General features: G+C 35.0%; 15 protein-coding genes. 6 read left to right on the top strand and 9 right to left on the bottom strand.

Features of this window, described 5'->3' with window-relative positions; genetic code table 11:
• Positions 1 to 51 precede the first annotated feature (51 nt).
• Positions 52 to 999 carry a methyl-accepting chemotaxis protein gene (locus I5776_RS09880; protein ID WP_246484000.1) on the bottom strand — a complete coding sequence of 316 codons (948 nt, stop codon included), beginning with the start codon at positions 997 to 999 and terminating at the stop codon, positions 52 to 54.
• A gap of 204 nt (positions 1,000 to 1,203) precedes the next feature.
• Here I5776_RS09880 and I5776_RS09875 point away from each other — a divergent pair, with 204 nt between their 5' ends.
• Complete coding sequence (locus tag I5776_RS09875) at positions 1,204 to 1,911, top strand: Crp/Fnr family transcriptional regulator (protein WP_202780438.1); 708 nt, start codon at positions 1,204 to 1,206, stop codon at positions 1,909 to 1,911.
• Between the two features lie 63 nt (positions 1,912 to 1,974).
• Here the strand turns inward: I5776_RS09875 and I5776_RS09870 are convergent, their stop codons facing one another.
• The gene (locus I5776_RS09870; RefSeq protein WP_246483968.1) at positions 1,975 to 3,120 is read right to left on the bottom strand and encodes a D-alanyl-D-alanine carboxypeptidase family protein; all 1,146 of its coding nucleotides are present in this window, start codon (positions 3,118 to 3,120) and stop codon (positions 1,975 to 1,977) included.
• A 200-nt stretch (positions 3,121 to 3,320) separates the two neighbouring features.
• Between I5776_RS09870 and I5776_RS09865 the strand changes: the two genes are divergently transcribed.
• Entirely contained in the window at positions 3,321 to 4,133 is an 813-nt protein-coding gene (locus I5776_RS09865; RefSeq protein ID WP_202780437.1) for a glycoside hydrolase domain-containing protein, read from the top strand.
• Positions 4,134 to 4,169: 36 nt separating this feature from the next.
• Here the strand turns inward: I5776_RS09865 and I5776_RS09860 are convergent, their stop codons facing one another.
• Positions 4,170 to 6,089: a vWA domain-containing protein gene (locus I5776_RS09860; RefSeq protein ID WP_202780436.1), complete on the bottom strand. Its 1,920-nt coding sequence runs from the start codon at positions 6,087 to 6,089 to the stop codon at positions 4,170 to 4,172.
• Between the two features lie 12 nt (positions 6,090 to 6,101).
• Complete coding sequence (locus tag I5776_RS09855; RefSeq protein ID WP_202780435.1) at positions 6,102 to 6,983, bottom strand: ATP-binding protein; 882 nt, start codon at positions 6,981 to 6,983, stop codon at positions 6,102 to 6,104.
• Between the two features lie 187 nt (positions 6,984 to 7,170).
• Here I5776_RS09855 and I5776_RS09850 point away from each other — a divergent pair, with 187 nt between their 5' ends.
• The 3 genes from I5776_RS09850 (at position 7,171) to I5776_RS09840 (ending at position 10,038) form a co-directional block, all read left to right on the top strand.
• A complete protein-coding gene (locus I5776_RS09850) occupies positions 7,171 to 7,500 on the top strand; it encodes a hypothetical protein (RefSeq protein ID WP_202780434.1) in 330 nt (109 codons plus the stop codon).
• Between the two features lie 21 nt (positions 7,501 to 7,521).
• A complete protein-coding gene (gene yidC / locus I5776_RS09845) occupies positions 7,522 to 8,304 on the top strand; it encodes a membrane protein insertase YidC (protein ID WP_202780433.1) in 783 nt (260 codons plus the stop codon).
• 249 nt (positions 8,305 to 8,553) lie between these two features.
• Complete coding sequence (locus I5776_RS09840; RefSeq protein ID WP_202780432.1) at positions 8,554 to 10,038, top strand: aldehyde dehydrogenase family protein; 1,485 nt, start codon at positions 8,554 to 8,556, stop codon at positions 10,036 to 10,038.
• Between the two features lie 173 nt (positions 10,039 to 10,211).
• Here the strand turns inward: I5776_RS09840 and pdxT are convergent, their stop codons facing one another.
• Entirely contained in the window at positions 10,212 to 10,787 is a 576-nt protein-coding gene (gene pdxT, locus I5776_RS09835) for a pyridoxal 5'-phosphate synthase glutaminase subunit PdxT (RefSeq protein ID WP_202780431.1), read from the bottom strand.
• 1 nt (position 10,788) lies between these two features.
• The gene (pdxS, locus tag I5776_RS09830; protein WP_202780430.1) at positions 10,789 to 11,673 is read right to left on the bottom strand and encodes a pyridoxal 5'-phosphate synthase lyase subunit PdxS; all 885 of its coding nucleotides are present in this window, start codon (positions 11,671 to 11,673) and stop codon (positions 10,789 to 10,791) included.
• Positions 11,674 to 11,778: 105 nt separating this feature from the next.
• On the opposite strand from pdxS, the gene pdxR reads away from it, so the two are divergent.
• Complete coding sequence (gene pdxR / locus I5776_RS09825) at positions 11,779 to 13,191, top strand: MocR-like pyridoxine biosynthesis transcription factor PdxR (protein WP_202780429.1); 1,413 nt, start codon at positions 11,779 to 11,781, stop codon at positions 13,189 to 13,191.
• 228 nt (positions 13,192 to 13,419) lie between these two features.
• Here the strand turns inward: pdxR and I5776_RS09820 are convergent, their stop codons facing one another.
• From I5776_RS09820 to I5776_RS09810, 3 genes are read right to left on the bottom strand one after another with little or no spacing between them, the layout of a single operon-like run.
• Positions 13,420 to 14,103, bottom strand: a complete 684-nt coding sequence (locus I5776_RS09820; RefSeq protein WP_202780428.1) for a hypothetical protein — start codon at positions 14,101 to 14,103, stop codon at positions 13,420 to 13,422.
• The gene (locus I5776_RS09815) at positions 14,103 to 14,996 is read right to left on the bottom strand and encodes an ABC transporter ATP-binding protein (protein ID WP_202780427.1); all 894 of its coding nucleotides are present in this window, start codon (positions 14,994 to 14,996) and stop codon (positions 14,103 to 14,105) included. The genes I5776_RS09820 and I5776_RS09815 overlap by 1 nt, the downstream gene beginning before the upstream one ends.
• 1 nt (position 14,997) lies before the next feature.
• Positions 14,998 to 15,363 (bottom strand): GntR family transcriptional regulator, encoded by a 366-nt coding sequence (locus tag I5776_RS09810; protein WP_202780426.1) that lies wholly within the window; start codon positions 15,361 to 15,363, stop codon positions 14,998 to 15,000.
• Positions 15,364 to 15,398: the final 35 nt, after the last annotated feature.

The following is a 15,398-nucleotide window of genomic DNA, read 5'->3' as shown; positions in this document are numbered from 1 at the left end:
AACCCCCTGTCCAAATTTGTCGTAATAATGTAAATAAGTTAAATCACAAATCTATTTTTGCTGACCAAGTAAATGTTGAATACCCTGTTCTAATTTACTATCGACAATTTTTGCATCTTCAATATGTTGAATAATGGTGTCATGTGCTTCTCCAAATAATCTATTTGCGTCTTCAACTTCTTTACGAACCTTTAATGCGTTTTCCGCCTGCTCTTTAATTGTTTGCTGTATTTCTTCAATATTATTTTGGCTATTTTCTATCGAATGCAGTACTTCGGAAATTTTTGTTGCCGCTTGAGCGCTTACATTCACACCATCCGTTACTAGGTTTGCACTTTTTTGTGTTGCTTCAAGCGATGATGCTATTTCAATTTGAACGGCTTGTGTTAGCGAACTAATATGCTCTGTACTTTCTGCAGTACTTTCTGCTAATTTTCTGACCTCAGACGCTACAACAGCAAAACCTTTTCCATGTTCGCCAGCTCTAGCAGCCTCGATAGATGCGTTTAACGCTAATAAATTTGTTTGCTCTGCAATTGTTTTAATCACTTGAACAATTGAATTTATTTCACTTGATCTTTCACTTAATTGGAACATTTTTTCTTGGGTTTCATTAATTTGTTCTCCTAAATGTCTGATGACTTCCTCAGCGTTCGTAACAAATTTACTACCGTCCTGTGCCTGAGAAACCATTTTATTCGATAATTGATTTAACGAATCACTTCTTTCAGATAGGTGAAGTGATTGTGTAGATGTTTCATCACTTATTTGTGAAACAAGAGCAAACTTTGCCTCAATTTTTTTCACCAAAGCACCTAAAAGATTATGCTGATTATTAACATGTTCGTGTTGTTCAATTGCATCAGATAATTCCCTATGTAATTCTTTCAACCATTCACTATGCTCATATTCACGATTTTTCTTTTCTTCTTCCAATTGTTTAATTCGTTCTTTAAGCAATTCCAGATTTGCTTCCTTTTCTTTTGTCTTTTGTGCCATTTTAAACAAAATATTTTCCCCCTAAACTTTTAAAACTCTTTTTTCTTCATTATATCTCTTTCAAACAATAAAAGCAGTATGTTGAATACTGCTTTGTTAAAATTAATGTAAATTTTCATGTATACAATTTACTTATTTTAGAGTAGTTTATAGATAAGAAATTCCCTTATAATTAAAGAAGACTTCAACAAAGGGTGATGAACGATGAACCATTCTCAACCACTTCCGGAAACAAAGCATACAATTAAAATAGAAGAATTACTTAAATTTACGGAGAAAAAAATAAAAATAACAAGAGGAGATTATTTATTTCAAGAAGGAATGACGGGTGAGGGAATATATATTATTTTGTCAGGGAAAGTACAGATAAGTAAGATTACATCTGATGGTCAAGAATTAATGTTTAGAATATGTGATAAAAATGACATTGTTGGTGAGGCAATTTTATTTTCGTATTCTCCAAAACATTTATTAACTGCAAAAATTTTGGAAGATGGAGAAGTAGCTCTCATTAGAAATGATATTTTGGAAAATGAATTATTCAAAAATAGCGCATTAGCGTTTGATTTCATGAAGTGGATGAGTGACCAATATCGAAAAACACAAACGAAATTTCGTGATCTTATTCTTCATGGAAAAAAAGGGGCACTCTACTCTACACTCATTCGCATGACAAATAGTTATGGTGTAAACAAGGAAGATGGCATTCTCATTGACCTACCAATCACTAACCAAGATCTAGGAAACTTTTGCGGTACTTCTCGTGAAAGTGTTAATCGTGCTCTAAGCGAGTTAAAAAAAGAAGGTGTAATCTCTTATTCAAAAGGAAAAATTACGATTCACGATTTGACATTTTTAAAAGATGCAATTTGTTGTGAAGATTGTCCCGCAATCTATTGTACAATTCAATGAGCTAGGTACTAGACTAATTTAAAGCTAGTACCGTTTTTATTGTAAGAAATTTAAAATCTGTACCTAAGAACGAAAAAACTTTATAAGGGTTCCCGCACTTCCTATCAAAATGAGGAATGCTATCGGATAGTAATACCAATTCTTTTTATCAGTTTCCTTCGACATATCTGTTAGTATTTCTTTTTCTTCAGCTTTCACTTTGATTGGGGCTAGTTGAAAAGATTCTAATGAAAACCCTTTTCTGTCGGTAACTTTAAGTATTCCTGAATTAGATACTTGTTCAGATACACCACCAAAGATTGGTTTCGTGAATGTGATCTTATCGGGGAGTTTATACATTTCTTCTCCCTTTTTGAACATGGTACCTTTTGGTAAACTAGATGTTTCAAAATATTTAAACCCATAATCCAGTAATTTTTTCGTATCATTATAGGCCTCGTATTTTGTTTTTGCATTCATCGTAATGACGGTTAATTTGATATTCTTGTTTTTCGCTGTAGTCGCTAATGTCTGTCCTGATTCATTCACATATCCTGTTTTCCCGCCGGTTACTTCCTTATATTCCATTTCTCCCTTTAACATTAGATGATGTGAGATGAGAAGTGTTTTCCATTCTTTCCCGTTCCAATTGAGTTCTTTCGTACCAAAAATTTGCCGAAAGGTTTTATTTTTCATAGCATAATTCGTAATCTTAGCTAAATCATACGATGTTGTATAATGATTCTTCGAGAATAGACCATGTGGATTTACAAAATGTGTGGCTGAAACACCTACTTTATCAACTAGGAACGCATTAAGATTTTTTGTAAACTTGGATACACTCCCACTCATATGCTCCGCAATGGCAACTCCAGCATCATTCCCTGAATTAATTAATAAACCTTGAATTAAATGCTTTAACGTTACTTGTTCCCCTTCTACTAAATAAACTTTCGTTCCATCGGTATGTTCTGCATTTTTACTAATTGTAACAATATCATTTAAATTCCCATTTTCAAGAGCATAAATTGCAGTGGCAATCTTAGTTAAGCTAGCGGGGTACATCCGTTCATATCCATTTTTTTCGTATAATACCCGACCAGTTGTACTATCAAGTAGTATTGCCGACTTGCTTGCAAGCGATAGTTTTTTTGGACTAGCTGCCTCGACCTTCATACAAATATGAAAAGACAAACATAATACGAACAAAACAATAATGTACTTCTTCATTATTCGACACATCCATCTACAAATTTCTCCAAGTTTCATTCTATCAGAATTTATCAAACCTTTTTACTATAAAATAGAAATGTAATATAAATGAAAAATACATCCTTTCATCGCTCCATAATACTGAAAAGTTATACCATATCCCCCTCACTTTCCTCTAATCGCTTGAATAAGATATCCAAGTGAAGGAGGAGGAAAAAGTGAATAATAATATAAATATCTCCAATTGGAAATTTCTCATTATTGTACTCGCATCCATCGTCCTATTACTTATTATTCCCCTTGTCTATCAACAAATGAAGAAACCTTCTAATCAATCAAATACAGCATCACAAAAAAATAATGAAAGTAATCAAAAAGAGGATAAAAAAACGATTTGGGGAGTAGATTCGGCCAGTAAAACGACGAATGAAATGTACAAATGTGTGAAAGAAAACTATGGAGAACCCTATTTTTGGGGAAGATATTTAGGGAACAATGGAGATGTATCAACAGGTTTAACAAAAAAAGAGGTTAAGTTTTTGCATGATAAAAAAGTGAAAGTTCTTTTAATCTACAATCAATTTTCAAATGCCACTACAAAGAAAAGAGGAATAAAAGAAGCAGAAACTGCAATAAAAATGGCGAAGGATATCAATGCTCCTAAAGGGACAGTTATCTTTGCAGATATTGAGCCAAAATATCCTGTCGATTCAACATTTATAAAAGGTTGGTTTGATACGATTGAAAAATCAGATTACCATCCCGGTATTTATGGAATATTTGATAAAGACAGGAAGCTTTACTCTCAATTCAATAAAGCAACTCAAGAAAATAAACAAATTAATGATCAGCTTATTTTGTGGACAGCCGCACCTAATAAGGGGATTTCTTCCGGGAAAAAGGCTCCGAAGTTCAATCCGTCTGGACCGAAAGAATCGTTGCTTTATGGATGGCAGTATGGGATAGATGCTAAAAAATGCAATATAGATACGAATTTATTTAAAGGTTCAATCAATGAATACCTTTGGTGATAATTAAAAAGAAATCGGTTCAATGCCGATTTCTTTTTAGATGCTTTTGTAAAGTAATTTCTTTAGAATGGGAAATAAAACATCCGGCAATTCCTCAACATTCGAAACTAATATACTGAAATTACCATAAATATCTTGAAGTACTTTTTTCTGGCTTTCCTCAATCTCGGTGTTTGACAAAAAGATATTAAATACTTCAATACCTTTCTTTCTTGCTTGTAATACTGCCTCATGTGTATCAACTATTCCATTTTGCTCATAACCGAAGGCAGCAGGTTCACCGTCTGAAAATACGAGTAAAAACTTTTGTTTCTCGATGCGTGTAATAAGTCGATTTGTCATTAATCGTATAGCAAAACCGTCTCGATTGTCTTCCTCCGGTTTTAACTGCATAATTTCCGGTCCAGTAACTCCGAGTAAAGAAGTTTGAAAATCTATAACGGGTTTAAAGTAATTCGGTTGATATTCCTTCGTTGCATCACTAGTATCTTCCCAAAATCCGACTACTTCATGGGAAACTTTAACCGATTTTAATGCCTCATGGAATAACGTAATACCAAGCTTCGTTTGTTCCATTTTGTCATACATCGAGGCAGAGCAGTCAACTAATAATGTGAAGGAAGCATCGATTTCACTCGTGGGCTCCTGCTTCTTATAAAATAACCTTGGATTTGTATCAGTGAAATACGGTAGAAGTTTTTTACTCAATCTTCCAAAGTGCAAATCATTTCTTGGAGAAGTCCTTTTATGTTCTAATGTTTTTTCAATGAGTTTTTTTAATTTTTTTTGATAAGTACTTATCTCTTTTTTATACAAATGATATTGTTTTATTTCTTCTTTGGTTGGGTTGTTTAAGCTTAGAAAAATCGGATGTGCAAAGCGATTTTCCTTTCCATATTCGTTATCATTTCGTCCAGCCTTATTTCTTTTTTGTTCTTTCGCTTCTAATTTAGAATAATCATTTCGACTAGTTTTTTGAACACTTCCCTGGACGATTGCTAATGCTTGATCACCCGTTTCCCCTTCTCTAACACCTTCTCCTAAAAGATCTGTTCCTGTCCCTTGATCTAAATCAAACTGTAAGTAACTATTGCTTAATTCACTCGTTTCACGATGCCACGTTCGTAATTCTTCATTCAGGATTTCCTCATCGCCACTAGCTTTTTTATCCATGACATCACAATTTTGAAGTGGGTCTTTACGCTTTAAATCATCGAAATTCAAACCATTTTCTTCTTCCAAGGAAAATCCCTTTTCGGGTAAATGAAAATATTCGTTTAGCATATCTAGTTCCAACACTTCATCGAGTACTTCAACTATTTCCAAACATATCGATACCGTATCCTGCGTCGACTTCGCTTCAAAAAACTTAGAAATCGTGTTTCTTATATATGGAATAATTAAATCAATTGATTCACTATATTGTGGAATTGTTTCAATTGGAGACTCCGAGTGTAAGAGTAAATAAATATTATTAAATAAAGCATCAGTAAACAAGCTTTTCACGAGATTAACATTTAACTGTGATTGGAAGTATTTTTGATAGACCTTTTTTCGATGAAAAAAAACTTTTTTAGTTCCCGGGCGTTCTTTTTTAATCAATTCCTCTATTCGTAAATCTTCGGTAACAATAAATAATTGTTTAGCAAAACTTTTTAAATTTATATTCGCTAAACTATTTATATATCTTTGTACTTGCTGGCTATCGGTGTATTTCAAATTTCCGATTGCTCTCAAAAACACATCACTTTTTATACCATCAATTAATAGATGTTGTGGCCGATGATTCCAAAAATGGCTTACATAAATTTTTTTAGTAGATCGATCGAGATAAGAGTGAACGCCAAATTCTACTTCATACTCCGGATTCTTCGTTAAAGTCGTAACTAAATCAGCCATTTCCATCACAATCATTGAATCAACTTTTTCATCATTAAATTGGATAAAGCGTTGCATTCCAAACGCCCCCTATTCAAACAATGTTTCGGCAATATTTCGAACTGCTGCTCTCTCTCTGTCGTCTTCAAGCTTATCAATTATCCCTCTTTGAATGGCTCTTAATGGAGGTAAATATAATGCCAAATCACATGTATCAATTAATGCCCTTATTGATGCTGCCTCCTCCGAGATTTTTCCTAATTTGGCCTGTGAAATTAAATCACTGGAGAAGGTTATAAATTTATTAATAAGTTCTTCGTTTTTTAATTGACTTTGAGATAACAGTACATTTCTTAAAGTTTCCCCTTGAATATAAGGAACATTAATAACGATAAAACGATTTTTAAGTGCTTCATTTAATGGAACAGTTCCGACATAACCCTCGTTAATTGCAGCGATCACGCCAAAGTTGCTTTCAGCCTTTACAACTTGACTAGTAAAAGGATTTGTGATTTGACGTCGATAGTCCAGCACTCCGTTTAAAATTGGCAATGTTTCTGGTCTTGCCATATTAATTTCATCAATATATAAAAGATGACCTTTTTTCATTGCTTGAATGACGGGACCAGAGATAAATTCAATCGTACTTTGGTTATTTTCTTGTGCGATCGTTTTATATCCGAGTAAACCCTCTGCATCTAAATCAATTGAACAATTTATACTTTGCATTGGTTGATTTAATAAGGCTGAAAGTGTCTCAGCTAATTTTGTTTTACCAGAACCTGTTGGTCCTTTTAATAAAATATTTTTACCAAGTAGGATGGCGATCAAAGCATCTTGCAAAATCGAGTCATCAGAAGGAATATAACCATTTTCACTAATTGACTGTTCGTTCTCTTCTGTAAAAATACTTTTTCTATCTTTTAATTTATTTTGTATTTCGATTGGTAATGAAATTTGATTAAATAACATATTTATTTCCTTCCTAAATGTAAATAAGTAATAATTTAAGTAAATAAACATCCTTTAGTATTTTAGGCTAATAATTGCCCAAATGCAAAGAGTATAATAAAATGAACAATATATTAGTACGGTAGTTTGTTTCATATGATAATATAGTAGATGAGCATTTGAAAAAACACACTACTTAAGATATACTATGCTATCTAATGAAGTTGTTAAGGTGCGTGATGAAAAACTGATGGAATATTTATTAAACCTTACATATGATCCAGTTGTCTGCTCATTTTATGTTAGTATCTTATTAACAATTGGCCTAGCTTATATATGGAATCATTTTATCGTTAAGCCATATTCTTATATTGCAACCGAAGCAAGTGCTGAAGAGTTAATAAATCCACAGCAACGGTTAATTCATAGATTAAAAATACAACATTTACTAATCATATGGATTATGAAATGTGTGAGAAGAAAAGATTCACCTAATGAGGACCCCGACCATCATTTATCCGTTGACTTTAGTTTTTAATTTATTTTAGGAGGATAATTGATGAAACGTTTATTTAAATTTTCTTTATTAATGATTGGAATTGTATTTTTACTATCTGCATGCCAAGGAAACACTTCAAAAGGGATGGGTAATTCCGGGTTTTTTCATGACTATTTTGTACTGCCATTTGCAAAGGTTATTCATTTTACAGCGGAATTATTCGGAGGTAGCTACGGAGTTGCCATCATATTAATAACCATTCTTATTCGCTTAATATTAATGCCGTTTATGATGAAGACATTCAAAAAACAGCAAATAATGAAAGTAAAAATGGAAAAATTAAAACCTGAAATGACAGTTATCCAAAACAAAATTAAACAAGCAAAATCAAAAGATGAACAAATGAAATTACAACAAGAAATGATGGGACTTTACAAGAAACATGATGTGAATCCTTTAAATATGGGTTGTTTACCACTTATAATTCAAATGCCTATTTTAATGGGATTTTATTACGCAATCCGAAGTTCAAAAGAAATTGCATCTCACTCTTTCTTATGGTTTGATCTTGGACATGTAGATATTCCGATGGCAATTATTGCGGGAATAATGTACTTTTTTCAATCAAAAGTATCACTTATTGGCTTACCGGAAGATCAACAAAAGCAAATGAAAATATTTGGACTTCTCTCACCCGTTATGATATTAATTGTATCATTTAGTGCCCCTGCAGCCTTACCGCTTTATTGGGCAGTTGGTGGCGCATTCTTAATAGGACAAACATATTTATCTAAAAAATTCTATCAAACCCATCCTGTTAAAGAGGAACAATCATCTAAATAGTAGAAAGCTGACAAATGACATATGAATGTTGTTTGTCAGCTTTTTTTATTATTAGACTTATTCGATAAATAAAGCTTTTTGTCGATACTTTGCTAATTTTGCAGAAAAATATTTTCAATTTTTAAATAATATTCATTGAAATGAATCCAATAAACTTGTAGGATTGATATGTAAGCGCTGACAGGATAGTAAAAATTACATCATGACAAACTTCTAGCAAACTTTGAATTCTTTAAGGAGGGCAATTAAATGAGTCAAGTTTTAGTAGGAGTCAATGAAAAGGTAGAAAAATTTTTACAAGGAAAGAAAAAGCTCTATATTAATGGTGAGTTCGTTGAAAGTGCTTCAGGGAAAACATTCGATACACCTAATCCTGCAACCGGCGAAGTTTTAGCTACTGTTTATGAGGCAGGCACCGAAGATATTGATCGTGCAGTAAAGGCTGCCCGTGCGGCGTTTGATAGTGGCAAATGGTCAAAAATGAATGCTTCTTCCCGGGGTCGTTTAATGTATAAATTAGCAGATTTAATGGAAGAACATAAAGAAGCATTAGCTCAACTTGAAACTTTAGATAATGGAAAACCAATAAATGAAACAATGAATGCTGATGTTCCTCTTGCTATTGAACATATGCGTTATTATGCAGGATGGACAAATAAAATAACAGGTCAAACGATTCCTGTAAGTGGACCATTTTTTAATTATACACGTCATGAAGCGGTTGGAGTGGTTGGACAAATTATCCCTTGGAACTTCCCTTTACTAATGGCTATGTGGAAAATGGGTGCTGCCTTGGCAACCGGCTGTACAATTGTATTAAAACCAGCCGAACAAACACCTCTTTCAGCTCTGTATTTGGCGGAGCTAGCAGAAGCTGCAGGTTTCCCTCCAGGAGTTATCAATATTGTACCTGGATTTGGAGAAACTGCAGGACAACCGTTAGTTGATCACCCATTAGTTGATAAAATTGCGTTTACTGGATCTACTGTCGTTGGTAAATCTATCATGGAACGAGCATCAAAAACATTAAAACGAGTGACCCTTGAACTTGGCGGAAAATCTCCAAACATTATTTTACCCGATGCAGATCTAACTAAGGCTATCCCAGGAGCATTAAATGGTGTCATGTTTAACCAAGGGCAGGTTTGCTGTGCTGGCTCCAGAGTGTTTATTCAAAAGAAGAATTATGATAATGTTGTTGCAGACATGGTATCACATGCAAAAAATATCAAACAAGGATCTGGGTTAGATCAGCAAACACAAATGGGCCCACTTGTTTCAACTGAACAACAAAGTCGTGTATTAAATTATATTGAAAAAGGATTAAACGAGGGTGCCGAATTACTAACAGGTGGTGGAAAACCACGTGATGAGGGTTACTTTGTTGAACCTACTATTTTTGCAGATGTTAATGATGAAATGACAATTGCCAAAGAAGAAATTTTTGGTCCCGTTATTGCCGCGTTACCTTTCGAAGAGTTAGATGAAGTTATAAATCGAGCAAACAATAGTGAATATGGCTTAGCCGCTGGTTTATGGACACGTGATGTCGCGAATGCACACTATATTGCCAATCGACTCCGTGCAGGCACTGTCTGGGTAAATTGCTATAATGTATTCGATGCAGCCTCACCATTCGGTGGCTTTAAACAATCTGGTATTGGCCGTGAAATGGGATCATATGCATTAAATAATTATACTGAAGTAAAGAGTGTCTGGCTTTCATTAAAATAAGAAAAGAGCCTGAGGCTCTTTTTTTTATACTCTAATAACCTAATAAAACGGCGAATTTTATAAGTATGATTAATTATTTCTTACTCCCCTTTTAGCATAAAATCTTCAACAAAAAGCGTTATACCTTCTTTGATAAAACTATCAGTTATTCTTACAGTACCTTCCAAAATTAATCAATTGTAATCCCGTACCATTTCAATAAAATACTTCATAATTCGGGTATCTTCGGTTAACTCAGGATGAAATGAACAACCTAACAAATGGCCTTCGCGAGCTAGAACAATACGATCTTCATGTTTTGCCAGAATTTCAACATTTTCACCTGCAGCCACGATATGCGGTGCCCGGATAAAAACAGCTGGAATGGCTTCTCCTATTTCTCGAATGGATAGTTCCACTTCAAAACTATCTACTTGGCGTCCAAAAGAATTTCGTTCAACTTCAACATCCATTATTCCTAGATGCGGCATTTTATAGCCGACGATGTCTTTTGCTAATAAAATTAGGCCAGCACATGTGCCAAACATTGGAATTCCTTTGACGGCTAAAGCGCGAATGGGCTCGAGCAAATTGTAACGGTCCATCAGTTTACGCATTGTAGTACTTTCTCCGCCAGGTAATATAAGACCATCTATTTCGTCTAGATTTTCAACCGATTTAACCGGAATGGCCTCACAACCAAGTTCTTCAATTTGTCTAATATGCTCTCTCACTGCGCCTTGTAATGCAAGCACTCCGATTTTCAGCATGTTACCAACCACGTTCCTGCATACGTTCTGCTGCATCAAGTGTTGCAATATCAATACCCTTCATCGGTGCACCTAATTCTTTTGAGATTTCAGCAATCAGTTTATAGTCTTGATAGTGTGTAGTTGCTTCTACAATAGCACGTGCAAATTTTTCCGGAGTATCAGATTTGAAAATACCGGATCCTACAAAAACGCCATCTGCTCCAAGTTCCATCATTAAAGCAGCATCAGCAGGTGTGGCTACCCCACCGGCAGCAAAATTGACAACCGGCAACCGGCCTAATTTTTTGATTTCTAGTAATAATTCAAATGGTGCGCCTAAATTTTTTGCTTCTGTCATTAGTTCATCTGTGCTCATCCCAACAATGCGTCTGACCTGAGCATTAACTTTTCGAATATGGCGAACCGCTTCGACAATATTTCCTGTTCCCGGTTCACCTTTCGTCCGTAACATGGAAGCGCCTTCTCCAATACGGCGGGCAGCTTCGCCCAAATCACGGCATCCACAAACAAAAGGTACAGTGTAGTCGCTTTTTAATAAATGGAATTCTTCATCAGCGGGCGTTAATACTTCACTTTCATCTATGTAATCGACACCCATTGATTCTAATACCCGCGCTTCGACAATGTGGCCAATACGGGCTTTTGCCATTACCGGAATGGTTACAGCGTTCATCACTTCCTCTACAATGCGAGGATCTGCCATACGCGCTACTCCCCCAGCTGCACGAATATCGGATGGCACCCGCTCTAAAGCCATAACCGCAACGGCACCAGCAGCCTCTGCAATTCTTGCTTGTTCCGCATTCACGACATCCATAATGACACCGCCTTTTTGCATTTCTGCCATGCCACGTTTTACTCTTTCAGTTCCAACTTGATTCATAAAAAAAACCTCCATTCATTTGATGATTACTAGTATAATAGAAATTGACTTTATGAAAAGGTTCAATTTTTCAAAATTCTACATGGTCAGTAGGAGGAAATACAGATGGACATGCTTATGTTTAATTTGGATAAAAGTACGGTAAAGCCATTGTATGAACAGCTATATATCGGAATTAAAGATGCCATTATCCATAAACAAATTGAAGTCGGAACCAAATTGCCTTCTAAAAAAAAATTAGCAGAGTTTTTAAATATCAGCCAAACAACCATTGAAATTGCCTATGCACAGCTTATGGAGGAAGGCTATATAAGATCGCAACCTCGCATTGGTTTTTTTGTCGAAGAATTCGATGAATTACCGTATATTGAAAAAGAGCCTTTAGCTATGCCGATTGAGCAGGCCGTGAAGAAAAATTATCAATTTGATTTCCATCCCGGAAAAATTGATGCCGGTTCATTCCCGTTTTCAATATGGAGGAAATATGCCAAAAATCTATATGATTTTGATTCGAGAGAGCTTTTGCAAAATGGAGACCCGCAAGGAGAATATGCATTAAGAACGGAAATTTCCAACTATCTATATCAATCAAGGGGGATTATTTGCAAGCCGGAACAGATTGTTATCGGTTCAGGAACGGAACAACTCCTTCCAATGATTCTAAAATTACTAGGAGATAAATTAAAATTTGCCCTTGAAAATCCCGGCTATTCAGCAATCCCAAGAATACAATTGGAAAATAGAGCTCTTCCTATTCCGGTTGACGAAGATGGTTTAATTGTGGATGAACTTGAAAAAACAAACGCCAATGTTGTTTACATTACCCCTTCTCACCAATTCCCAACGGGTGCTGTTTTATCGGCAACAAGAAGAACGCAGCTATTAAACTGGGCAGCAAAAAATGAAAATCGCTATATTATTGAAGACGATTACGACAGTGAGTTTCGATATAAAGGAAAACCCATTCCTGCATTACAAGGTATGGACCAAAACAATAATGTCATTTATATAAGCACATTTACCAAATCTTTAATGCCTTCATTACGAGTTGCTTATTTTGTATTACCTATAACATTGGTACAAAAATACAAACAGACATTTAGTTTTTACTCAGCAACCGTACCAAGATTTGATCAACACATTTTAGCTGACTTTATGAGAGATGGCTATTTTTCAAAACATCTAAACAGGATGCGCAAAATTTATCGAAAAAAACATGAAAAATTAACAGAAATATTTGATACGTATTACCCGCTTATCTCATTCACTGGGGACATAGCAGGAATGCACATATTAATTTCTGTACCCCATGCCAAAAGTGAAGGACAGTTAAAAGAGATTGCGGAAAAAAACAATATTGCCATCTATCCGGTAAGCGATTATCTCTTAAGTCCAATTGAATCTAAAAATCCAACTTTTCTATTTGGCTTTGGCGGTATTCCATTGGAGCAAATTGAAAATGGGATTCACCAATTAATGAAATGTTGGGGTATTCCAAAATCAAAAAAGCGATTATAAAAGAATGACGGGAGTCCTAAAAAAACAATAAAACTTTCCAATAGCTGGTTTAATTTTGGTGTATTTTCTTAACAAACATTTGGATATTAAGATAACCGGGCAAAAATAAAAATGCCCGGTTTTTTTGTTTGGAAATCATCATATTTTGTCCTCTATACCATCAGTTCTTTTTTATACACCAGAAACATTTTTTCATGAGTCATTGGTAAATTGTATGAAACAGCTTTTTTAAACGATTGCTCTTTTAAGAAGCAAATATGATACAATCATATACAATAAAACAACAGGTATCATCCATAGTGAGATTCCGAAAGCAGAATGCCCTGCTACCCAATGGAAGAAGGTACCCCATTTTTCAAAATAGGTAAGAATAAATGATACAGCGGTAATAATGACGAATAATACTCCAAAAAAGACGAGTAATCCGCTTCTGCCAAATCGTAGAAATATACTTGCAATGACAAATCCTAAAAATAACATATTCATCATAAATATAAAGTAAATGAAAAACTGTTCGATCAAGGAACCATCGTTTAGATAGGGTAGGTTAAAATAATGAAGACCAACACCCCATGATCCAGATATTTTTTCTACCATAGAAAAAATTAACAATACAATCGAATTTCCTGCACTTACAGCAATAAACATTCCCGTCGTTCCTAAATAGAAATCTTTTCTTCTCACACTCAACCCAACGGCAAACTGAAAAATTTGCATCGTTCCAATACCTGCAGCTAACATGTAAATAAAGATTGAGGCCATTCCACCTGTATATATCGGCTCCGTACCACCAGTAACAATTCCGATAATAAGATTTATTAAGAAACTAAAAAGTAATATAACCCATGAGATATAAAACCATCCCCATTTTTCCTTAGTATGAATTTTCATGACATGCGTGATACTATTCATTAGAATTCCACCACCTTGTCTTTTGATATTCCACTAGTTAGATGAACAATCAGCTGTTGTAATGAAACTGGACTAAGTTCCAGCTCAAACGCCTCCGCTTGTTTTATGTCCTCTTCTTCAAGCCTTCCCATCACAATAGCAGAATGGAATCCGCCTAAAGGGTTATTATTGATAACCTTTTTACCGACTGTAAATGCTTCCACTTTTTTTGCTAATCCTGTAACAGTAGTGGCACTTCCTCGCAGTACATCTGCATCCTCGTTAATGAGCAGTTTTCCATTATCAATCACTATTACATGCTCTAAAATTTTGTTTACTTCATCAATCAAATGTGTAGAGAGGATAATCGTACGCGGATGCTCTGCATAATCTTCAATCAAGTGATTATAAAACAAGCTCCTTGCCACAGCATCAAGCCCTAAATAAGGCTCATCAAATATTGTAAGTGGTGCGCGACTGGCTAGGCCGATTACAATTCCGACCGAAGAAAGCATCCCTCTTGATAGCCTCTTCACTCTTCGTTTTAATGGAAGTCGAAAATCCCCTATCAGTAACTCAGCGTACTGCTGATCCCAATTCGGAAAAAGGAGCGCAGCTACATCCAACACATTTTTAACGGTGAATGTAGATGGATACTTTTGGCTTTCTTTTATGAAACATATTTTACTTAACACATTTTTGTTTTCATATGGAGTATCTCCAAAAACCTTTATTTCTCCGCTAGTTTGAAATAGTTGTGCGGTAATCATATGCATAATAGTCGTTTTTCCTGCTCCATTTCTCCCAAGAAGCCCATAAATTTTGTTTGCTTCGATTGAGAATGTAACGTCATTAACTGCAGTTAAATTTCCATATGCTTTTGTTAGTTGATTAACCTCTATAACATTACTCATTTCACCCTTCCCCCTTTTTAATCATATCCATCAGTTCTTTTGAAGTTATTCCTAGTTTTTTTGCCTCGTGAATCATTTTGGATACATACTCCTCAAAAAACTGTTCTTTTCTTTTTTCCATTAGCTTTGTACGAGCCCCCTTCACGACAAACATCCCAATGCCGCGTTTTTTGTACAATATTCCTTGATCGACTAACAAATTCACACCTTTTGCTGCAGTTGCCGGATTGATCTGGTAAAAGGAAGCAAATTGATTAGTGGATGGCACTTGGGATTCTTCAAGTAACCCTCCATTAATGATGTCATCCTCAATTTTCTCAGCAATTTGCATAAAGATAGGACGATTATCATCGATTAAAGATTTCATTCCCTCACCGCCTAGTTGGTTCTTTGGTTAGTTAG

The sequence above is a fragment of the Heyndrickxia vini genome (genome assembly GCF_016772275.1).
GTDB classification, from domain to species: domain Bacteria; phylum Bacillota; class Bacilli; order Bacillales; family Bacillaceae_C; genus Heyndrickxia; species Heyndrickxia vini.
Note: the sequence above shows the minus strand (reverse complement) of the source record. Positions and strands in the feature narration are given on the sequence as shown.